This window comes from Embleya sp. NPDC008237 (assembly GCF_042956465.1).
Lineage (GTDB): Bacteria > Actinomycetota > Actinomycetes > Streptomycetales > Streptomycetaceae > Embleya.
This window is the reverse complement of sequence record NZ_JBIBGL010000009.1, coordinates 396,442-416,723: the sequence shown is the minus strand read 5'-3', so window position 1 is coordinate 416,723 and position 20,282 is coordinate 396,442. Positions and strand designations below refer to the sequence as shown.

18 protein-coding genes are annotated in these 20,282 nt (G+C 71.8%); 9 read left to right on the top strand and 9 right to left on the bottom strand.

Going from position 1 to position 20,282, the window contains the following annotated elements; genetic code table 11:
• Positions 1 to 111 precede the first annotated feature (111 nt).
• On the top strand, positions 112 to 1,227 hold the full coding sequence (locus tag ACFZBU_RS25065; protein ID WP_391585866.1) for a MerR family DNA-binding transcriptional regulator: 1,116 nt from the start codon (positions 112 to 114) through the stop codon (positions 1,225 to 1,227).
• Between the two features lie 174 nt (positions 1,228 to 1,401).
• Here ACFZBU_RS25065 and ACFZBU_RS25060 read toward each other — a convergent pair whose 3' ends face one another.
• Positions 1,402 to 1,887, bottom strand: a complete 486-nt coding sequence (locus ACFZBU_RS25060) for a winged helix-turn-helix transcriptional regulator (RefSeq protein ID WP_391585865.1) — start codon at positions 1,885 to 1,887, stop codon at positions 1,402 to 1,404.
• Between the two features lie 92 nt (positions 1,888 to 1,979).
• Here ACFZBU_RS25060 and ACFZBU_RS25055 point away from each other — a divergent pair, with 92 nt between their 5' ends.
• Both ACFZBU_RS25055 and ACFZBU_RS25050 read left to right on the top strand, forming a co-directional pair.
• Positions 1,980 to 2,579, top strand: coding sequence for a dihydrofolate reductase family protein (locus ACFZBU_RS25055; RefSeq protein WP_391585864.1), 600 nt, complete (start codon positions 1,980 to 1,982; stop codon positions 2,577 to 2,579).
• Positions 2,576 to 3,025 carry a PPOX class F420-dependent oxidoreductase gene (locus tag ACFZBU_RS25050; RefSeq protein ID WP_391585863.1) on the top strand — a complete coding sequence of 150 codons (450 nt, stop codon included), beginning with the start codon at positions 2,576 to 2,578 and terminating at the stop codon, positions 3,023 to 3,025. Before ACFZBU_RS25055 ends, ACFZBU_RS25050 begins: the two co-directional genes overlap by 4 nt.
• Before the next feature lie 92 nt (positions 3,026 to 3,117).
• Here ACFZBU_RS25050 and ACFZBU_RS25045 read toward each other — a convergent pair whose 3' ends face one another.
• A complete protein-coding gene (locus tag ACFZBU_RS25045) occupies positions 3,118 to 3,753 on the bottom strand; it encodes a TetR/AcrR family transcriptional regulator (RefSeq protein WP_391585862.1) in 636 nt (211 codons plus the stop codon).
• A gap of 206 nt (positions 3,754 to 3,959) precedes the next feature.
• On the opposite strand from ACFZBU_RS25045, the gene ACFZBU_RS25040 reads away from it, so the two are divergent.
• Positions 3,960 to 4,922 carry a zinc-binding dehydrogenase gene (locus ACFZBU_RS25040; RefSeq protein WP_391585861.1) on the top strand — a complete coding sequence of 321 codons (963 nt, stop codon included), beginning with the start codon at positions 3,960 to 3,962 and terminating at the stop codon, positions 4,920 to 4,922.
• Positions 4,923 to 5,070: 148 nt separating this feature from the next.
• Positions 5,071 to 5,292: a hypothetical protein gene (locus tag ACFZBU_RS25035; RefSeq protein ID WP_391585860.1), complete on the top strand. Its 222-nt coding sequence runs from the start codon at positions 5,071 to 5,073 to the stop codon at positions 5,290 to 5,292.
• Between the two features lie 194 nt (positions 5,293 to 5,486).
• On the opposite strand, the gene ACFZBU_RS25030 is transcribed toward ACFZBU_RS25035, so the two are convergent.
• Entirely contained in the window at positions 5,487 to 6,416 is a 930-nt protein-coding gene (locus tag ACFZBU_RS25030) for a LysR family transcriptional regulator (RefSeq protein ID WP_391585859.1), read from the bottom strand.
• Positions 6,417 to 6,767: 351 nt separating this feature from the next.
• Here ACFZBU_RS25030 and ACFZBU_RS25025 point away from each other — a divergent pair, with 351 nt between their 5' ends.
• The 3 genes from ACFZBU_RS25025 (at position 6,768) to ACFZBU_RS25015 (ending at position 8,834) form a co-directional block, all read left to right on the top strand.
• A complete protein-coding gene (locus ACFZBU_RS25025) occupies positions 6,768 to 7,598 on the top strand; it encodes an SDR family NAD(P)-dependent oxidoreductase (RefSeq protein WP_391585858.1) in 831 nt (276 codons plus the stop codon).
• A 302-nt stretch (positions 7,599 to 7,900) separates the two neighbouring features.
• On the top strand, positions 7,901 to 8,470 hold the full coding sequence (locus ACFZBU_RS25020) for an RNA polymerase sigma factor (RefSeq protein WP_391585856.1): 570 nt from the start codon (positions 7,901 to 7,903) through the stop codon (positions 8,468 to 8,470).
• Complete coding sequence (locus tag ACFZBU_RS25015) at positions 8,454 to 8,834, top strand: hypothetical protein (RefSeq protein ID WP_391585855.1); 381 nt, start codon at positions 8,454 to 8,456, stop codon at positions 8,832 to 8,834. Before ACFZBU_RS25020 ends, ACFZBU_RS25015 begins: the two co-directional genes overlap by 17 nt.
• 241 nt (positions 8,835 to 9,075) lie before the next feature.
• On the opposite strand, the gene ACFZBU_RS25010 is transcribed toward ACFZBU_RS25015, so the two are convergent.
• The 3 genes from ACFZBU_RS25010 to cyaB all read right to left on the bottom strand — a co-directional run bounded on the left by ACFZBU_RS25010 (position 9,076) and on the right by cyaB (position 14,045).
• Positions 9,076 to 11,196, bottom strand: coding sequence for a phosphocholine-specific phospholipase C (locus ACFZBU_RS25010; protein WP_391585854.1), 2,121 nt, complete (start codon positions 11,194 to 11,196; stop codon positions 9,076 to 9,078).
• 625 nt (positions 11,197 to 11,821) lie between these two features.
• Positions 11,822 to 13,345 carry a hypothetical protein gene (locus tag ACFZBU_RS25005; protein WP_391585853.1) on the bottom strand — a complete coding sequence of 508 codons (1,524 nt, stop codon included), beginning with the start codon at positions 13,343 to 13,345 and terminating at the stop codon, positions 11,822 to 11,824.
• 103 nt (positions 13,346 to 13,448) lie between these two features.
• Complete coding sequence (gene cyaB / locus ACFZBU_RS25000; RefSeq protein WP_391585852.1) at positions 13,449 to 14,045, bottom strand: class IV adenylate cyclase; 597 nt, start codon at positions 14,043 to 14,045, stop codon at positions 13,449 to 13,451.
• Between the two features lie 456 nt (positions 14,046 to 14,501).
• Between cyaB and rph the strand changes: the two genes are divergently transcribed.
• Complete coding sequence (rph, locus tag ACFZBU_RS24995) at positions 14,502 to 17,105, top strand: rifamycin-inactivating phosphotransferase (RefSeq protein WP_391585851.1); 2,604 nt, start codon at positions 14,502 to 14,504, stop codon at positions 17,103 to 17,105.
• Positions 17,106 to 17,178: 73 nt separating this feature from the next.
• On the opposite strand, the gene ACFZBU_RS24990 is transcribed toward rph, so the two are convergent.
• The 3 genes from ACFZBU_RS24990 to ACFZBU_RS24980 form a co-directional block, all read right to left on the bottom strand.
• Positions 17,179 to 17,859 (bottom strand): hypothetical protein, encoded by a 681-nt coding sequence (locus ACFZBU_RS24990; RefSeq protein ID WP_391585850.1) that lies wholly within the window; start codon positions 17,857 to 17,859, stop codon positions 17,179 to 17,181.
• A 279-nt stretch (positions 17,860 to 18,138) separates the two neighbouring features.
• A complete protein-coding gene (locus tag ACFZBU_RS24985; protein WP_391585849.1) occupies positions 18,139 to 19,776 on the bottom strand; it encodes a class I adenylate-forming enzyme family protein in 1,638 nt (545 codons plus the stop codon).
• 92 nt (positions 19,777 to 19,868) lie between these two features.
• Positions 19,869 to 20,225 carry a hypothetical protein gene (locus tag ACFZBU_RS24980; protein WP_391585848.1) on the bottom strand — a complete coding sequence of 119 codons (357 nt, stop codon included), beginning with the start codon at positions 20,223 to 20,225 and terminating at the stop codon, positions 19,869 to 19,871.
• Positions 20,226 to 20,282: the final 57 nt, after the last annotated feature.

Below are 20,282 nucleotides of genomic sequence, written 5' to 3'. Positions count from 1 at the left end.
CGCGTGGGGTCGGGTGCGGGGGTTGGGCCACCCGGGCACCCGGGCACGTGCGGTTGCCACGACCGGGCGGCGCTTGACTCTCACGTTGCGTCATGCCGCATTGTCGGTGGCGTGGAAGAGCACTTGACGGTGGGACGTGTGGCCGAGCTGGCCGGGGTGAGCGTGCGCACGCTGCATCACTACGACGAGATCGGCCTGGTGCAGCCGTCCGCGCGGACCGCGGCCGGATACCGGGCCTACTCGGCGGGTGACGTGGAGCGGCTGCGGGAGGTGCTCGCCTATCGGCGGCTGGGCTTCGGATTGCGCGAGATCGCGGATCTGGTCGACGACCCGACCACCGACGCGGTCGCGCACCTGCACCGGCTGCGGGGCCTGCTGCTGGAACAGCGCGACCGCGCCGCCGCCATGGTGGCGGCCATAGACAGCGAACTGGAGGCCCGGGCCATGGGGATCAGAACGACACCGGAGGAGCAACTGAAGGTGTTCGGGGCGCAGTTGTACGAAGCGATCGGGTCGGCGTACCCCGCGACGCGGCGCACCGAACCGCGGATCGCCGCGCGGGTCTGGGAGGCGCTCGGGGACGCCCGGACGGTACTGAACGTCGGGGCCGGTACCGGCTCCTACGAGCCCCCCGACCGCGACGTCACGGCGGTGGAACCGTCGGCGGTCATGCGGGCACAGCGTCCCGTGGGCGCGGCGCCCTGTGTGGCCGCCGGCGCGGAGAGCCTGCCGTTCGGCGACCGGTCCTTCGACGCCGCGATGGCCTTCAGCACCGTTCATCACTGGCACGACCCGATCGCCGGGCTGCGCGAGATGCGGCGCGTGGCCCGCCGCGTGGTGGTGTTCACCCACGACACCGGTGACACCGGCTGGCGTCAGCGGTTCTGGCTCAGCCGCGACTACCTGCCCGAGGTCGCCGGCCTGGTCGCCGGTCGGCCGTCGGTGGACCGGTTGGCCGACGCGATCGGGGCGCGCATGGAGCCGGTGCTCATCCCATGGGACTGCGCCGACGGCTTCTTCGAGGCCTACTGGCGCCGGCCCGAGGCGTACCTGGACGAACATGTGCGGCGCGCGGTATCGGTATGGACCAGAGTCGGGCCGGCGGCCGAGCAGCGGGCGGTCGGCAGACTCCGGGACGACCTCTCCTCGGGGCGGTGGGCCGAACGCAACCACGACCTCGTCGCCCTCGACGCGGCAGAACTCGGCCTCCGTCTTCTCGTGGCCTGAACCGACTTCGCCCTCTGGCGGCTTGAACCGTGGCCGCCCTCGCGTGGCCTGAACCACCTTCGCCCTCCGGCGGCTTGAACCGTGGCCGCCCTCGCGTGGCCCGAAGCACCTGCGCCCTCTCGTCGCCTGAACCATCGTGCGCGAGCATGCCGCAGAGGGCCCGACCGTCCTCGGTCAGCGCGGCTCGGAGGGGGTTGCCGCGGCCTCGGGGGTCGCACTGCCCGGGCCCGGCAGTACGTCGACGTCGTTTGCGTGCATCGGTTTGCCGCAGTGGGCGCAGTGCAGTTCGACTCGGCTGATCTCCCCGCAGGCGTGGTGGCGGTAGAGCACCGGAGGGCCGGATTCGCCGGCGAGCCAGCGGTCGCCCCAGTCGGCCATGACCATGAGCAGGTCGACGAGTTCGGTGCCCTTGGTGGTCAGGTGGTACTCGTACCGCGGGCGTCGGTCGTAGGGGCGGCGTTCGAGCACACCGTGTTCGACGAGGTGGTTGAGTCGCTCGGTCAGGACCTTGCGCGAGATGCCGAGGTCGGCCTGGATCTCGTCGAAGCGGTTCATCCCGACCCAGATGTCACGCAGGATCAGCGGCGACCACGGTTCTCCGATCACGTCGAGTGTGCGCGCTATCGAGCAGGCCATCTCGCGGAAGCTTGTGCGTTGCATGGACGGAAGTCTAGCAATCGGAGTTCCCTTACGGAACTTCGCCTGATACGGTCTTGGAGTCTCTTGAAGGAACCTCAAAGAGGAGTTCGGTGATGAGCAAGGTGTTCAGCGCGTTGTCGGTATCGGTCGACGGGTACATCACCGGTCGTGACCCGGCCCCCGGCCGCGGGCTCGGCGATGGCGGGATGCTCTTCGACTGGTACTTCGACGGCGACGTGCCCAGTCGGGTCTTCGACAGTTTCAGGCTCTCCGAGCCCAGTGCCCGGTTCTTCGACGACGCGGCCGCTCGGGTCGGCGCAAGTGTCGCGGGCCGCAACACGTACGAGGACTCCGACCGTTTCGGCGACGACGGGACCCCGCACCCGGCAGCGCCGCTGTTCGTGGTCAGCCACCGGCCGGCACCGCGGATGACCGGCGACCGCCAGAGGCTGATCACGACCGGGTTGGCGGACGCGGTCGCGGCGGCCCGGGAGGCGGCCGGCGACAAGGACGTCGCCCTCATGGGTGGAGTCCTGGTGACCGAGGCGCTGAAGGCGGGGCTGGTCGACGAGCTGATCCTGCACCAGGTGCCCGTCCTGCTCGGCGCCGGCCGCCCGTACTTCCACGGCCTGCCCGAGCACGTGCGACTCCGTCTGCTGGAGGCCGTTCCGGCACCCGGAGTCACCCACCTCCGCTACGAGGTGGTGCGATGACCCCGGTCGTCTCGCCGAAGACAACCCGTGCCGACCACAACTCTCGCCAAAGGAGCACAGACATGCTCGACCCCGACGTCCGACGCATTCTCGACGGTACTTCGATCGCCCACCTCGCCAGCCTTCTCCCGGACGGTGCTCCGCACTCCGTTCCCGTCTGGATCGGTACCGAAGGCGACCACGTCGTGATACTCACCGGGCCCGGCAGCCGTAAGGCGAGCAACCTGCGGCGCGACCCGCGGGTGGCGCTTTCCCTGACGCCGAGCGACAACCCGTTCGAGCCCGTTGTCATCCGCGGGCGGGTCGTCGACTGGCTGGAGGGCGAGGCGGCCTGGACGATCATCGACCGCATCGCCACGAAGTACACCGGTGCGCCCTACACCCGCGCGCAGGAGCGCGTCGTGGCCGTGATCGAGCCGGAGCGACAGACCGTCGGTGTCGGCTGAGGCGCCGGGCCGGGCGACCTGTTCCCACGGGTTCGGCCCGGCGATCCTCCGGGTGTTCGGTGGTTCGCTCGTCGAGCGTGGATACAACTCGCCTATGGTCGGGCGCCGTCCGGTGCACCTGGTGCCAGTCGTGCCGCCGGTGGTAGCGGTGCGTGCCGAGGGCAGGCTTCCAACGCCTGGATCGCCAGCCCCGCGAAGCGTCGGGAGGCGATGACCCGGGTGGCCGTCGATCCGGCGTGGATTCCCTTGTTGGCCATGAGGACGAGAATGAGGTCGTCCAGGACGAAGTCGGGCCGCAGGCGCCCTGCGGCCTTGGCTCGCCGGGCCAGTCCGGCGACTGCCTTCACCGTGTACTCGCGTCCCGCGACATCGGGTGCTCCCGGAAGGGTCGCCAGGAAGGCTTCGGTGAAGCCGCGATCCCGCGCGTGCAACTCACAGAGCTTCTCGATCACCAGGCAGAGGCCACGCCACGGATCGGGATGAGCGCAGCCCTCGTCGACGATGGTGCGGCAAGCGCGCAACCGGTCCGCGAAGGCTTCGGCGACCAGTACCTGCTTGGTCGGGAAGCGACGGTACAGGGTGGCGGGTCCGACACCCGCGCGCCGCGCGATCTCCCGCATCGGCACGTCCAGGCCGACCGTGGAGAACAGTGCTCGGGCCGCGTCGAGGATGCGCTCACGGTTGTCCTGCGCGTCGGAACGCAGCGTGTGAGGCAAACGTTCGATCACGTTCTCACTTTATCCAAACGGACGGGGGCGTCCGCTACGTTCGAGGCATCGCAGTTCAGAGAGATCACCGAGCGCGCCGCGCCGGAATCGGACCCCTGCCACGCCGTGAACCCCTTCCCGCCCTCGGCGGCGATCGGAGCGAGGCGGCGGGTGCCCGGGCACGGCCGCAGGTGATCTCGATCGGCCCGAGCACAGGGGAGGCGACGTTGAAGGCGATCGTGATCCAGGCGTACGGAGGCCCGGAGGGTCTGGCTGTCGTCGACCTGCCGGCCCCCACGCCTGCTGCCGGACAGGTGCTGATCGGCGCCGAGGCCGTGGGCGTGGGTGGAGTCGACGTCGTGATCCGAAGCGGGGCCCTGGCCGCCTACGGCTTCGAGGAGGGCTTCATCCCGGGCAGCGAGGTGGCGGGCACCGTGACCGCGGTGGGTGACGGCGTCGACGCCTCGTGGATCGGCCGTCGGGTATGGGGCTTCACCGGAACCGGAGGAGGGTACGTCGAACAGGCCCTCGTGCCGGTCGAGGAGGTCGTCCCTCTGCCCGTGAACCTGTCCGCCGTCGACGCGGTGACGCTCGGCAGTTCCGGCGTGGTCGCGCATTTCGGGCTCCGGCACGCCCACTTCGCTCCCGGTGAGACGGTCCTGGTGCGTGGGGCGGCCGGCAGCATCGGGATCATGGCCGTGCAACTCGCCGCTCGCGGCGGCGCCGCCGCGGTGGCGGTCACCACCTCCTCGGCCGAACGAGGCGGGCGGCTGCGACGTCTCGGCGCGACACACGTGCTGGACCGCTCCGGCGGCGGGGGAGGACGAGCGCCCGAAGGGTACGACGTCATCATCGATGTGGTGGCCGGCAAGGACTTGCCGTCGTTCTTCGACCGGCTCGACCCGAACGGCCGCATGGTGGCCGTGGGTGCCGTCGCAGGCCCGCCACCGGCGGACTTCGGCATGAAGATCATGGCGGCGTTCCGGAAGTCGATGTCCTTCGCCACCTTCAGCGCGGCAACCGTCCCCGGAGCCGACCGGCGCACCGTGCGAGGCGAGCAGTTCGCCGCAGCGAGTCGCGGTGCGATCGAGACCGTGGTGCACGAGGTGCTGCCACTCGAGGCAGCCGCGTCGGCGCACCGGAAGATGGACGCGGGCGAGGTCTTCGGCCGGATCGTGCTGACACCGTAGTCGCTTCCGTGGCGGTCGATCCTGGCCCGCGCGTGCGGCCTGCGAGGACCGGCCGCCGACGGCCGGGTGCGGTGGCCGGGCCGCACCGGCCGGGATGTGGGATGTCGGACCGGGGGCCGTGTCGGTGCGCGGCGATAGCGTCCGTCGGATGAGTATCGAATCAACTCGCGCCGGTGGGGCCGAGGTCCGAGTCAGCCTGTCTCCGGAAGCCGTGGAACGGGTACGGGCGTTGATCGGACTCGGGCTCGCCGCGTCCATCGAGGACTACGTGGCCGACTCCGTCCGCAACCGGCTCGCCGGGTTCCAGGACTTCGCCGCCGGCACCGTCCGCCGCCCCGACGGTGACCCCAGGGAATGGGTGAAGTCCTAGGCGGGAGACGGCCGAGGAGCCGCCGCCCCGGCCCCGCAGCCGCGGCGTCGTGGTGTCGGTCGACCCGGCCCGGTTGGGCGAGGTTGGCTTCGCGGGCCGGTCCGGGGTGGCCCGGATCGGTTGCCGGCTCCGGGTGAGGCGGTCCGTCCGAGGAGAGGACGGCCGCCTCGGACGGTTGTCGGCCGCGCGGTCGGTCAGGGGCGGCGGGTTGCGCCGGCCGGATCCGGGCCCGGCTTCGCCGACGCCGCCAATGTGTCGGTGGCGGCCCGGGTGAAGGCCTGGGCGAGTGGGGAGTAGGCGGCTGTGCGCCAGACCAGGCCCCAGGCCAGGGTGGGTGAGTCGTGGAAGGGGATGTACGCGATGTCGCCGCGCGGGAAGTACTTGACCGCGTGCCGGGGCACCGGCGAGATGCCCAGGCCGGCCGCGATCGCGGTGAGCGTCTCGTGTGCCGTGGCGCTGGAGGGGCCGCGCGGGATCGGCCGGCCACTGGGTGTCTGGGTCGGGTTGATCGCCTCGGCCCAGTACGCCGGGACCGAGTCGTCGGTCCGGAACACCGGCCCGATCGCCAGGTCTTCGATCGAGACCGAGGCCCGGCCGGCGAATTCGTGCCGGGCCGACACCGCGAGTACCAGCGGCTCGGTCAGCACGATCGGACCCACCGTCAGATCGGGCTCCTCCACCGGCAGCCACACCAGTTGCAGATCGACCTCGCCGCTGCGCAGGAGCCCGAACGGGTCGCCGATGTGCGCCTCGCGGATCCGCAGCTCGCAGTCGGGATGCCGGGTCCGGAAGGTGTCCACGACGTCGGGGATCTCGGCCAGCGTGGCATCCATCGTGCCCAGGCGCAGCGTTCCGGAGAGGCCGCGGGCCGCCGCCGCGGCCCGCTCGATCCCGTCCTGGATGCGCTGGTAGCCCGCCGCGAGGTCGTCGCGAAGCTGCCGGCCGATCGGGGTCAGCGCCACGCGCCGGCTGGTTCGCTCGAACAACGGTGCGCCGATCCGGCGCTCCTGCTGCTTGATCGCCTGGCTGACCCGGGCCGAGGAGACCAGCAACCGCTCGGCGGTGCGGCCGAAGTGCAACTCCTCCGCCAGCACCAGGAAGATCTCGATGTCCCGCAGTTCCATACGCCCCCGCCGTTCGTGGCCGTGCCATGCCATGCCGTGTTGCGCCGTGCCGTGCCGTTGTTGCCGCGCACGGGTTGCGCCCCGCTGCCCCGCTGCCCCGCTGCCCCGCTGCCCCGTGCGGCGTCCTGTCGATGTCAGCCGATCCGAGCCGGATCGGATTCCCGCTTCGTCATCGGTAACCCCTCGGTTAACAAGGGTTGCGAGCATCGTCGTTGCTCGGGCGCCGTCCCGGCACGATCGTAGAGACACGCCGAGCGAAACGCTCGAACACCACATCGACGCGACCCATCGACGCGATCGATCGGGGCGCCCGGCCGCATACCTCCCACTCTCACCGAATCGGGGATCACCATGGCCAAGACCGCCCTCGTCACCGGCGCGACCGGCGCGCTGGGTCTCGCGCTGGTGCGCGGGCTGTGCCGTCGCTTCGGCGACGACGGCGTGGTCTACCTGACGTCCCGAGACCCGGAACGCGGGCGCGCCGCCGTCGCCCGGCTGCACGGCGAGGGATTCACGCCGCGGCTCGCGGTGCTCGAACCGGGGGACGCGGCCGGCGTCGGCGCGCTGGCCGACACGCTCGCCGACCGACACGGCGGCGTGGACGTGGTGATCGCCGGCGCCGTCGCCCGGATCGCGTTCGGCGTACGCAATCAGGACCAGGTCAGGTCGTACGTGCAGACCGACAACCACGACACCCACCGGCTGATCGAGGCGTTCGCGCCGCTGCTCGGCGACGGGGCGCGATTCGTACTCCTGGCGGGCGACTTCGGCGGACTGCGGCACCTCCCGTACCGGCTGCGAGCGCGCTTCGACGTGGATCGGGCGAGTCTGGCCGAGTTGGCCGAGGTGATGGACGACTACGTGTGCGCCGTCGAGCAGGGTCGGGCGGCGGCCGACGGCTGGCCGGCCTGGATCGGTGTCCCGTCGATGATCGGCCGGATCGCCGCGATGAAGATCCTGGCCCGGGACCTGGCCGAGCACGCGGCCCGGCGCGACATCGTGGTCAACGCCGCGAGCGTGTGCCGCGCCGACCCGACCGAACCGGTGGACCCCGCCGAGCGCGCCGCGGAGATCGAGCGCGCCGCCGCCGACGTCCTGTGGTTGGCCACGCTTCCGGCCGGCACGCCCGAGCCGTACGGGGAACTGGTCCGCGCCCGCACGGTGCTCCCCTTCCGGGCCTGACCTTCCGGGCCTGATCGTTTGGATACGACCGTTCGGGCAGCCCCGCCCCGCCCCCGGATCGGATCGGATCGGGATGTCACCCACCGACGAACCCGAGCCTCCCGATTCCGGGTTTCGGGTTTCGGATTCCCGGGTGAATCCTTTCGCGGCCCGACGGGCTCTTATGTGTGTGCGCCGACCGCTCGGTCGGCCCGGGAGTCCGAGGAGGGTACTCATGGGAGTTGTCGTGGTCGGTGTCGCCGTAGGGGTTGCGATGCTGGTGTGTACGTGTGTCGTGATGATTCGGAAGCGGGGGAAGTCGCGTGGCTGACAAGGACTGGCCCGGCGAACCGTTGGTCCTCGCCGCCCAGCGCGGGGACGTCGACTCGATCTCCGCGCTGGTCTCCGGGTCGTATCCGCACGTGCTGCGCTTCGCCCACTCGTTGTGCGCGTCGCCGCACGACGCGGAGGACGCCGCGCAGGAGGCGCTGATCATCCTCTACCGCAAGATCGGGATGTTGCGGGCGACCGCGGCGCTGGGGTCGTGGATGTTCCGCATCGTGCGCAACGAGTGCCTGCGGCGCACTCGGACGGTGCTGCGGCCGGCCGAACCGGATCGGGAGGTGGCCACCGAGTGCCTGGAGGACGACGTGCTGCGGCGCCTGGAGGCCGAGCGGGTGGCGGCGGTGATCGCCGCGCTGCCCGACGATCTGCGCCGGGTGTTGATCATGCGCGACGTGCAGGGTCTGCCGGGTCGGTCGGTCGCCGAGGCGTTGGGGCTGAGTACGGCCGCCATGAAGTCGCGTCTGCACCGGGCCCGGGCGGCGGTCCGGGAGGGACTTCGGCAACCGCTCGACGGAGATGAGGGGGTTCTCGATGAAAGCCGTCACTGACCGACGCGCCACCGATGTCTCGGTGGCGCGGCACCTGGTTCGAGGCGCGGTGGGGTTCGGTGCGCTCGTCGGGGCGTTCGCGCTGCTCCCCGTGATCGGCCCGGCAGCCCTGCTGCTCGCTCCCGTGGGGCTGATCGCGCTGCGCGGTTGCCCGACCTGTTGGGTGATCGGGTTGATCGGGGCAATCTCGGCGGGCCGCCTGGAGCGTCAATGTGAGGACGGCCGCTGCACCTTGCAGCCCACCAGGCCGAGCACCGACCAGATCCCGAGCACTCGGGCGATTCCGGGCGCACCGGCCACACCGGCCACCGGTGACGACGCGACCACACCCCGGCCGAATGGCAAGGTGCGAACCGCCGCCTGAATTGCCGCCCGCCGGCCACCTCCCGCTTCCCACCCGCCGCCGGCCGCTCCCCGCCGGTCGGTCGCCGCCATCCACCCGCCGCCCGTCGAAGTCCGAAGGCGCCGAACTCCGACAGCCGAAGGCGCCGCCCGGCCCCGGCCGAAGGGCGCCGCTTCGAGAACGCACGTCCCGGCGTGGGGAAGTCGCCGGGACGTGCGCGATGGTGCGGGTCGCCGCCGCGACCTGCCGGTCGATCCGCCGGTCAGCCGCTGACGCTCTCCCGGCCGTTCTCGATGTGGCCGGCCAGGCGTCGGGTGAAGCCGTCGCTGCCCTCGATCGTCACCGTGACGTCGTACCAGCCGTCGGCCGAACCCGTCGACCAGTGCACCGTACGGTCCCGGCCCGGCTTGAGGGTGATCGTACGCTCGCGGTCGGAGCAGCCGACGCCATAGGCGTTCGGGGTGAGCGTGAAGGTCACCGACTGCTTGCCGTGGTTGGTCAGTTCCAGATCCAGCATCCGACCCGTGCTGCGGATCCGCGAGGTGACCTCGGCGCCGGCGGTCGCGGTGGTCCCGGCGAACTCGCGGCGGAAGCCGTTCGGGCCCACCAGCGTCAGGTCGTAGCGGTCGCCCTTGAGCGTGAACGTGTCCGAGCGCCGCCCGCGCACGTCGTAGTGCTTGGGCTTGGGCAGTTCGCCCGAGTACGGGAACAGCTGGAGGTGCACGCTGGACTGCCCGCCGTTGGCGAGGTCGAGCGTCAGCGTGCGCTTGGCGGCGTCCAGCCGAGCGGAGGCGTCCGGCTGGTACGGCAGCGGGCGGGCCGGGCGGCGACCGCGCTCGGGCTCGGGCAGCTTCTGGTCGACCGGCGGCGTGGGCCGCCAGCGCGAGGTGAACGCCGGGGCCGGGGCCGGGCGCGGCGGCACGTTCGAGCGGCGGGCCCGGTCGAAGTCGAAGACGCCGGTCAGGTCACCGGAGACGGTGCGCCGCCACGCGCTGATGTCGGGCGCGCGAACTCCCGTCCAGGTTTCCAGGAATCGGGTCACCGAGGTGTGGTCGAAGATCTCCGAGGAGACGTACCCGCCGACGGTCCACGGCGACACGATCATCATCGGCACGCGGGCGCCGAACCCGATCGGCAGTCCCTTGTAGTACTCGTCCGTGACCTCCTCCGGCGGGCACGGCGCGGGCACGTGGTCGAAGAAGCCGTCGTTCTCGTCGAACGTCAGCAGCACGACGGTCGAGTCCCAGACCTCCCGGTTGGACGCGATCGCATCCAGCACCTGGTAGGTGATCGTCGCGCTGGCGGCCGGCGAGGACGCGCCCGGGTGCTCGGAGTCGGCCGCCGAGGGCACCAGGTAGGACACCTCGGGCAGGGTGCCCGCCGCGATGTCGGCGCGCAGCGCGTCCGCCAGCGAGTGCGGTCGGCCGCGCCGCAGACCACGCTCGTACAGCGCCCGGTCGGCGGCCGGGAGCGCGGCGACGCCCTGCTCCAGCTTGGCCAGCAGCGCTTCCTGCTCGGCGGCCGGCAGTCCGCCGAGCTTGCCGTAGAACGAGTCCAGGCTCTTGAAGTCGCCGGCGGCGGCCAGCGCCTTGCGGGCGACCTGCTTGAAGGAGGCGTAGAACTCCAGGTTGTTGTCCTGGTAGTTGTCCCACTCCTGGTAGACCTTCCAGGACCGGCCCGCGCGCTGGAGCTGCTCGGCGTAGGTGGTCCACGAGTAGCCCGCGTGGGTGTCCTCGGAGTAGGCGGCGTTGTCGATCGCGCGCCGGGTGCTGCTGCCGGGCTCGTAGCCGGTGTAGCCGCTGACCAGGTAGTTGCGGTTGGGCGAGGTCGACGACGGCAGCGCACAGTGGTACGCGTCGCAGATCGTGAACGTGTCCGCCAGCTCGTAGTGGAACGGCAGGTCGGTACGGTCGTAGTAGGCCATCGTGGCGGGCGTCTTGGCGCCGATCCAGCCGTCGTTCCAGCCGTCGTTCCAGGCCTTGTGCCCGCCGTCCCAGCCGTGGTCGAGGTCGCCGATGTACTGCAGGTCCTTGGACGCCTCCTGGGCCGCCTTGCGTATCGAGAACGGCAGTACGCGACCGGCGGGGCCGCCCGGCTGCTCGAACACGGCGCGCCCGTCCCGGAGCCGGATCGCATTGCGGTCGCCGAAGCCCCGGACGCCGCGCAGCATGCCGTAGTAGTGGTCGAAGGACCGGTTCTCTTGGACGAGCACGACCACGTGCTTGATCGCCTTCAACCCGCCGCGCCGGGGCGGGGAGGCGAGGGCCTGCTGTACGGACGGCGGCAGGAGCGAGCCGGCGACGGCAAGTCCCGCGCCGCCCGCGCCGAGCTGGAACAGGCGGCGGCGGGATACGCCGGAGGGAGGCTGGGGGGAGGCCGACACGAAGAGCCCTTTCGGATGCGGGGAGCGCCCGTGCGAGGGGTCGCACGGATGGGGTGGTTCGGGTGTGCCGAGCTGTTCGCACGTACGGGGATGGTTCGGGCGTGCGCAGGTGTTCGGACGAACGCAGTTCATCGGTCCGCCGTCGACCGGGGAGCGGATCGCGGGTGACGGCCAGGCAAACTTCCGCCGGCGTACGGGGCTGCGATCCGCTGCACACGCGTCGATCGGCGCAGCGCGCGGGGGTGTCCCGCGCCGACCCCGAAGCGCCCGGCGGGCGGGGCGGGTGCCTCGGAACCCCGGGTACGGCGCCTCCGGCGATCGGGGCCGCCGGCCCTGGGGCGAGGTCGTCCGGCTCACCGGGTACGCGTCGGCCGAGGTGACCTCGTCCAAGCCGACGGCACCGCGCCGCCGTGGGTGACGACCGACGGCCGGCGGCCACACGTTGCGCCGGACGTGCGGTCGGAGCCCCCCGGGCAGCCGGCCCTCGGACGATGGCCGTCCGGCTCACCGGGTACGTGTCGGCCGAGGTGGTCGCGCGCCGGACGTGCCGGTGGGGTCGGATTCCCCGTCATCCTCGCGGCGAGCCCGACCGTCCGGCTTCGCCGCCAGGCCGGGGACTTTGTCCCTAGACCTGCGCCGCATCCGAAGTGGTGCCGGCCTCCGCCGCTGCCGCGGCTTCGGCTGCCGCGGCCTTGGCTGCCGCCTGGAGGGTTTGCACCGGCGTGTTCGTGCGCAGTGCCTCCACGAAGATCAGGTTGTCCGGGGCGATCCGGCCGCGCAGCTCGCCGTCCTCGATGTGGGCCTCGGCCAGCCAGCCCTCCGTCACCAGGGTGTCGGCGGCGGCCGCGACCTGTTCGGCCGTGGTCGCGGTGAGGCCGGTGAGGAACGCGACCTCCACGCGGGTGTCGCCCTTCGCGTCCGAGTGGGCGGTGATGCCCAGTGCGGCCAGCCGTACGTGTGCGGGCTGCTTGCGCAGCTTCTTGTGCGCGATCAGCCGGGCGACCCAACCCGAGGACCGGGTCCTGGGCAACTTGCCCAACGAGAAGCCCTCGGCGCCGGGGACACCGCACCCGACCGGGTCCTCCTCGGTCGCCAGCAGGTCCTCGACGTCCACGGTGAGCCACCCGGACGCGGTCAGTTCGCCGACCGCGAGTTCGGCCTCCTTGCCGCACACGCCGCGCAGGTCCGGCCCGGTCAGGTTGGCCACGCCCGTGCCGACTCCGCGCAACAGGCAGACCAACGCGAGCAGTCGCGCGACGGGGGCGGTGCCGGGTGCGGTCCGGCCGATGTAGGTCAGCGCGCCGCGCACCGGCTCGCCGAGTCCGCTCACCGCCCAGTGGCCGCCCGGCTCCGCGCCGGGGCGGGCGCTCTCCCACGGGATGCCGCGCTGCTGGGCCAACTGCTGGAGGGTGGTCTCGTACGCCCGGTGGGCCCGTTCGGCCTCGGCCCGGACCAGGCCCGTGCCGAGCGGATACGGTGCGTCGGCCCACACGGTGAGCGCGGCGGCCTTGCGCTTGGTCAACTCCGCGACGACCGTCAGATCGGCGGCGCCGCCGGCCTGGTGCGCGCGGAACCCCTCGACGATCGCGGTGAGTTCGGCCAGCAGCGGCTCCGGCAGACCGGGCGGCACGGTGAGCACGCCGAACCGCTTGAGGCCGGTCTGCTCACCGTCCTTGGAGCCCTTGGGCTCGCGCGGGCGGCGGGCCTCCTTGGACGACCGCGGCTCCGGCGCCGTGCGGGCGTTTCGGGTCGGCGGCACGGCGGCCACGGGTGCGATCGGCTCGCGCAACTCGGGCAGCAGCGGCGACGAGGGCCGCGGCAGCACCGGTGCGGAGGCGGGCGCGGGTGCGGGCTCCGCCGTATCCCGGCCGGCCACGGACACCTGGATGGGCCCGTCCAGGCCGACCGCGGTCGGTGCCGGGGTCAGCGCCAACAGGCCGCTGTCGACCAGGTCGCCGGCGATGCTCATCGCGCTGCGCGAGCCGATCGTGCGCCCGTTGGGCCCGGCGAGTCCGGCGACCTCGCGGATGGTGATGCTCTGCCCCGCCGCGGCCGCTGCGGCCAACAGCGCGAACACCCGCAACTCCACCGGGGCCATGCGGTTCACATCCATCGAGCCGACCCTGGCGGCACGCGTCTTCAGAGACATGCCCCCTGTCTACCGCACCGGGCCCGGCCCCGAAGCCGCATTCGACCCCAACACCCGAAAGGACTAACCGAACAGGCCGCGAACGGTCCGGAAATCGATCCGATCACCCCGATCCCGGGGCCTGTTGTGCTTCTCCCCGGAGCCTGCGCGCCGCCGCCACCGTCTCCGTGTACGTCTCGGTCGTCACCGCCTCGCGCGGTACCCCCAAGTCGGCAAGCACCGTCCGCACCACCTCCAGCGCCGCGGCCACCCCGTCGTCGTCCGCCACCAGGGTCTCGATCTCGACGAACGTCTCACCCAACTCCGGTACTTCCACCAGGGACGCGAGCAGGCGTCGACCCTCCCGCTCGAAGGCGTGGTTCCGACACCGCTTCTCGAACCGGATCGTCGGGACGTACCCGAGCCCGCGCAGCACCGCATCCGCACCGGCGGCATCCTCGACGCGCGTCTCGTGCTCGGGCTTCGACCCCGACACCGCCTCGACCCGCGCACCCTTGTACGTCAGCACGGACACCGTCGTACCCTCGCCCCGCACCGTCCTGATCCGCAACTCCCGGTCCCCGCCCGCCAATGCCCGATCGGCGTCGTCGTAGTAGGTGTCCACATACACCTCCTCCCGCCCGCCGGCCCCGAGCCGCTCCAGGGCACCGGCCAGACCCGGCACATCACCCACCCGAGCCTTCAACTCCACCTCGATCACCGCCCGGCCCGCCTCCGCTCACACCGATCGATCCGTCCACCGATTCGAGACATCGAGTGGGTCCCATGGTGCACCGCCGTTCGGGTGCGGAGGTCGCCGAGCGCGCGGCGACGAGCATGGGTGCGCGGACGGGCCGGAACGCGGTCACCGATCCCGGCGGCCGGGCGATCACACCTCGGCGCAAAGGAAAGGCAGGGAGATCGCTCTCCCCGCCACTACCAAGCTATAGCGCACCGGGGGACTTGCGGCAAGACCCCGGTCACCGCGCAGAATCGTCGGCCGAAGCCACAACCTGCGGAAATGGGGCCACGTCGTGCCTGTGTTGTTGTCGACGGATGAGGGACGCGGTGACGTCGAACCGGCGGTGGGACCGGCGGTGCGGTTTCGGGCGCCGGCGCCGGTGAGGCGATCGGCCGCCGCGGTGGAGTCGAGCACGGCCGGCCCGGAGGTGTCGCGATGACCGAGCAGTACGTGTCGGATCTGCGAGAGATCGACGAGACGCAGGTCGCGGTCGTCGGTGGCAAGGGCGCGCATCTGGGCGAGCTGTCCCGGATCGAAGGCATCGGCGTGCCGGATGGGTTCTGTGTGACGACGGACGCCTTCCGGCGGATCCTGGCGGAGGCGCCCTCGATCGACGATCGACTCGACCGCCTGTCGCGGTTGAACCCGGACGAGCGGGAGGCGATCGGCGCGCTCGGCGCGCAGATCCGTCGAACCATCGAAGGGATCGCCATCCCGGGCGATGTCGCGGCGGCGATCACCCGCGCGCTCGCCGGGCTCGGCGAGCAGGCCGGCTGCGCCGTTCGATCCAGCGCGACGGCGGAGGACCTGCCGACGGCCTCCTTCGCCGGCCAGCAGGACACCTACCTGAACGTCGTGGGGCCGACTGCGATCCTCCGACACGTCAGCCGGTGCTGGGCCTCGCTGTTCACCGAGCGGGCCGTGATCTACCGCCTGCGGAACGGCATCGACCACCGTACGGTCCGGATGGCCGTGGTCGTGCAACGGATGGTCTTCCCGCATGCGGCCGGCATCCTGTTCACCGCCGACCCCCTCACGGGCAACCGGAAGGTCGCCACCGTGGACGCCGGCTTCGGCCTCGGGGAGGCCCTGGTCTCCGGCCTGGTGAACCCGGATGTCTTCAAGGTGCGGGACGGCGAGATCGTCGCCAAGGCGATCGCCGCCAAACAGCGTGCCGTGCAGGCCCTGCCGGCCGGGGGCACGCGGGAAGTGGCGATCGACGCGCAGCGGCAGGAGCAGCCGGCGCTGACGGACGCTCAGGTCGTGCGGCTCGTGGAGCTCGGACGACGGATCGAAGCACACTTCGGTCGCCCGCAGGACATCGAATGGTGCCTGGTCGACGACGGCTTCCGGATCGTGCAGAGCCGGCCGATCACGACGCTGTTCCCCGTTCCCGTCACCGAGGCCGGCGACCGGGAGAATCACGTCTACGTCTCCGTCGGTCATGGGCAGATGATGACCGACCCGATGAAGCCCCTGGGGCTCTCCATGTGGCGGCTGACGGCCATGGTGCCGATGCACGAGGCCGGCGGAAGGCTGTTCGTCGACGTCACCCGGCGCCTGGCCTCGCCCGTGAGCCGCGCCGGCCTCCTGGACGTCATAGGGAGAAGCGATCCGCTGATCAGGGACGCTCTGGAGACCGTCCTCGACCGCGACGATTTCGTCCCTTCGCTCCCGGACGCAGACCCCGGCGGGCCGCCCACCGGCGGCGCGTCCGCCCCGACCGAGGCGGATCCGGCCATCGTCACCGAGCTGATCGAGCGCAGCCGGGCGTCCATCGCCGCCCTGGAGCGGGACATCCGGACGAAGACCGGACCGGCGCTGTTCGACTTCCTGCCGGCGGCCTTCGAGGAGCACAAGCGAGTCCTCGGTGATCCGCTGAACCTTCGGGCGATCATGGCGGCGATGGAGGCCACCTGGTGGCTCAACGACAAGCTGCAGGAGTGGCTGGGCGAGAAGAACGCGGCCGACACGCTGACGCTGTCCGCTCCCGACAACGTCACGTCCCAGATGGGACTGGCGCTGCTCGACGTCGCGGACGTGATCCGCCCGCGGGCGGAGGTGGTGGCGTTTTTGCAGGGCGTCCGGGACGAGAACTTCCTGGAAGAGCTGGCCGAGATCGAGGGCGGGACCGAGGCGCGCGACGCCATCGAGGGCTACCTCGATCGGTACGGCATGCGTTGTGTCGGCGAGATCGACATCACCAGGCCGCGTTGGCGCGAGCGTCCCGACACACTCGTGCCCGTGATCCTCGACAACGTCCGGAACTTCGAGCCGGGCGCGGCCGAGCGGCGCTTCGAGCAGGGGCGACGGAAGGCGCGGAAGAAGGAACAGGAAGTGCTGTCCCGCTTGCGGGCCCTGCCGGACGGCGACCGCAAAGCCGACGAGACCAAGCGGATGATCGACCGGGTCAGAAGCTTCATCGGATATCGGGAGTACCCCAAGTACGGCATCATCAGCCGCTACTTCGTCTACAAGCAGGCCCTGCTGGGGGAGGCCGAGCGCCTCGTGCAGGCCGGCGTGCTTGCCGAGAAGGAGGACGCCTTCTACCTCACGTTTCAGGAACTCCACGACGTCGTGCGCTCGAACCGGGTGGACGACCGGCTCATCCGGCGGCGCAAGGACGCATTCCGGTCGTACCACGCGCTCACACCGCCCCGGGTGCTCACATCGGATGGCGAGGCCGTCACCGGGGCGTACCGGCGTGACGACGTGCCGGCCGGCGCCCTGGCCGGACTGGCGGTTTCCGCCGGGACCATCGAGGGGCGGGCCCGCGTCATCCTCGACATGGCGGAGGCCGATCTCGAAGCGGGCGACATCCTGGTCACCCCCTTCACGGACCCCAGCTGGTCGCCGCTGTTCGTCGGAATCGCGGGCCTGGTGACGGAGGTTGGCGGCCTGATGACCCACGGCGCGGTGATCGCCCGGGAGTACGGCTTGCCTGCCGTCGTGGGCGTGGAACAGGCCACCCGGCTGATCCGCGACGGACAGCGGATCCGCGTGCACGGAACCGAAGGGTACGTCGAGTTCCTGTCTTGACCGAGCACACCGGGAAGCCTCGTTCGTGGCTTCCGACGGCCCCGGTGCCGGCGCCGGGGCCGTCGCCGGTGGGTCAGCCGCTTGCCCGGTGCATCGCCAGTCTCGCCGCCGGGCGGCAGTAGTGGCCGTGCGCGGCGGCGTGCTGTTCGAAGTGCGGCGGGAGCCAGGTGCCGGCGAGCAGCCGAGGGTGTGCCGGGAAGGAGTCGAGCGCGGCCAGGGCGAACATCAGCGAGGCCCAGCCGGTGTGCAGCCGGACGCTCATGTATCGGTTCGCGTAGGTGTCCTGGAACGAGGCCTGGAAGACGCCGGGGCCGGGCAGGTCCACCGCGTCCAGGCCGTTCCAGTACAGCGACAGCGGCGCGATCGGATGCACCAGGCGCACGTGTCGCAGGGTCACCGTGACCTCGCCGAAGCCGTCCGGCATCCAGCGCGGCTGCGCGGCGCGGGCGGCGTTGTTGCGCCGGACGTTGTTGCCGATCGCGTTGGCCGCCAGCGAGCCGACCACGAACGCCGGGCCGCCGAACACGAACATGTTGCTGTGTCGGTAGCTGCCGTCACCCGCCGCCCGCATGGTGAACCGCTCGGCCTGCCCCGTGGCCAGCGCCCGATCGCCCGCATCCAATCGGATCGGGCTGGGGACCAGCGGCCGTTTCGCCACGCGGTCCTCGATCACGTCGGCGACCACGTCGCATGTGTAGAGCAGGAAGTCGTCCAGCGGAGTCCACGGCGGCACCTGCGCGCGGGGCCCCCGCATCTCGTTTCCGTTCATCATCGCGCCCCCGAACCACCCGATGTGCGGCGGAGATTCCCGTCGATCGACCGTTCCCCGCGAGCATAGCGGGACGCTCGGTGCCATCCCGAGGGATTGTCGGTGATCGGTGCGACCGATCCCGGTGCGGGCGCGTCGGGCGGGTCCGTACCGTCCGCGGAGTCCACGCCGTTCGGTGCGTCCACACCGGCCGGCGTGCGCGCACAGTCCGCCGTGCCCGCGCCCGCGCCCGCGCCCGCGCGCTCGCCGCGCCGCCCACCGCTTTCACCGCGGCGATCCGTCGACCGGGCCCATTTCCTTCTCGGCCGTAAGCCACCGGGTGGGGTTCGGCCCCGATTCGTCCTCCGTCACGATCCGTTCGACCAGGCGCCGGCGCAGCACCTGTCCGGTCGCGAGCGTGCGGGGCAGTTCGGTGGCGTGCACCACCCGGCGCGGATGTTTGTGTGCGGCCACGCGACCCGCGCAGGCGGCGCGCAACGCGGCGAGGTCGGGCGGGTTCGCGGGATCGCCGGGCACCACGACCGCGCAGATGATTTCGCCCCAGGTCGGGTCCGGCAGGCCGACCACGGCCGCCTCGCGGACCCCCTCGGCCCCGGCCAGCACGCCCTCGACCTCGCCCGGCGCGACCGCTTCGCCGCCGGTGCGGATCAGCTCGCCGACCCGGCCGACGATGCTCAGGTAGCCGTCGACGTCCACCGTCGCGAGGTCGCCGGTGTGGTAGCGGCCGTCCCGCAACACCGCGCGGGTGGCCGTCTCGTCGTCGAAGTAGCCGTCGAACAGCAGCGGTCCGCGCACGCACACCTCGCCGTCCGGACCGAGTTCGACGTCCTGGTACGGGCTGGGCACGCCGCAACTGCCGGGCTTGCGCGGTACGTCCACGCCGTCCAGCGCGGCCACGTTGCCCGCCTCGGTCGAGCCGTAGAAGACCCGGAGCACCGCGTTCGGAGCGGCCTCGGCGATGGCCGCGAGCAACTCCGGCGGGGTTCGGGACGTACCCGTGTCGGCGAAGCGCAACGATTCCAGCCGGCCGCACCCGCCGGGCCCGGACCGCCCCTCCGCCGCAAGCGTGTCCAGTACCCGTTGCCACACCGCCGGCACGCAGTTGAGCCGGGTCGCGCGGTGTCGGCGCACGGCCGAGACGATCTCCGCGCCGTCGGCCCTGGCGACCAGGACCACCGTGTCGCGCGCCTGCCACTGTTGCAGTGCGATCGTCCACGCACCCATGTGGAACAGCGGATACGGGCACACCATCGCGCCGCGCGGTTCGAGCTGTGAACCGGGATGGGTGCGCAGCACGTTCGTGCGGTGGGACAGGATCACGCCCTTGGGCCGACCGGTGCTGCCGGAGGTGAAGAAGAGTACGTGCGGGTCGGTCTCGCCCGGGCCCTCGGCGACGTCCGGCGTCGGCGCGGCTGCCGTCGCCCGTGCAGCTGCCGTCGCCTGCGCGGCACGAGCCACCGGCGGAGCCGGCCGGGTCGGCGCCGCGCCCGCCGGATCCGCAGGGGTGCCCAGCCCGATCACCGGTACCCCGATCGCGGCCCCCACCGCCGCGCCCGGCACCGTGTCGTCGGCGATCAGCAGCGCGGGCCGGGCCACCCGGGCCGTCGCGGTCGCCTCGGCGGCGGACAGGGCCGGGCCGAGCGGGACGTAGACCGCGCCGATCCGGGCCAGCGCCACGAACACGGGCAGCACGTCGAGCGTGGTCCGGTTCCAACACACGACCCGGTCGCCGCGCCGGACGCCGATGGCGCGCAGCGCGCGTACGGTCCGATGAGCCGCCGCGTCCAGTTCGCCGAAGGTGAGCGCGTCGTCCCCCAGGACCGCCGCCGGCCGGTCCGGGACGGCCCTGGCCGCACCCGTGAACACGGCGCCGATCACCAGACCGTCGTGCCCCATGGTCATGCCCTTTCGTCGGCGGTCGAGCCGTTCCGTGCCGGGCCACGCCGTACTGCGCCCAGCCGTTGCCGTGCCGTGCCGTGTCGCGTCGTGCCGGTTCAGCGGTCCTTCAGCTCGACGATGATCTCGTGATAACGCTGCTCACCGACGTTGACTGCGGTCTCCACGCCGCCGCGCCGCATCGGCACCACCACGCCGGGCACCACGTCGGCGGCGAAGTACTCGCGGTACTCGCCCCGGCTGTCCGGTTCCGGCTCGACCGCGATCCGGTCGCCCGCGATCTGGATCAGGTAGTAGTCCAAATCGTGCCGATGCGCGTCGCTGCGCGCGCCCGGAGCCAGCTCCAACTCCCAGATGCGGACCTTGTCGTCCTCGAACAGGACTCGGGTACCGATCCCGCCGAGAGTGCGCTCGGCGGCCGGCTCTGCTGCTGCGGGTGTGGTTTCGTCGCTCATCCGATCCGTCCTTGGGTGAGTGGGTGGATCAATGGGTCGGTCGATGGGTCGATCGGT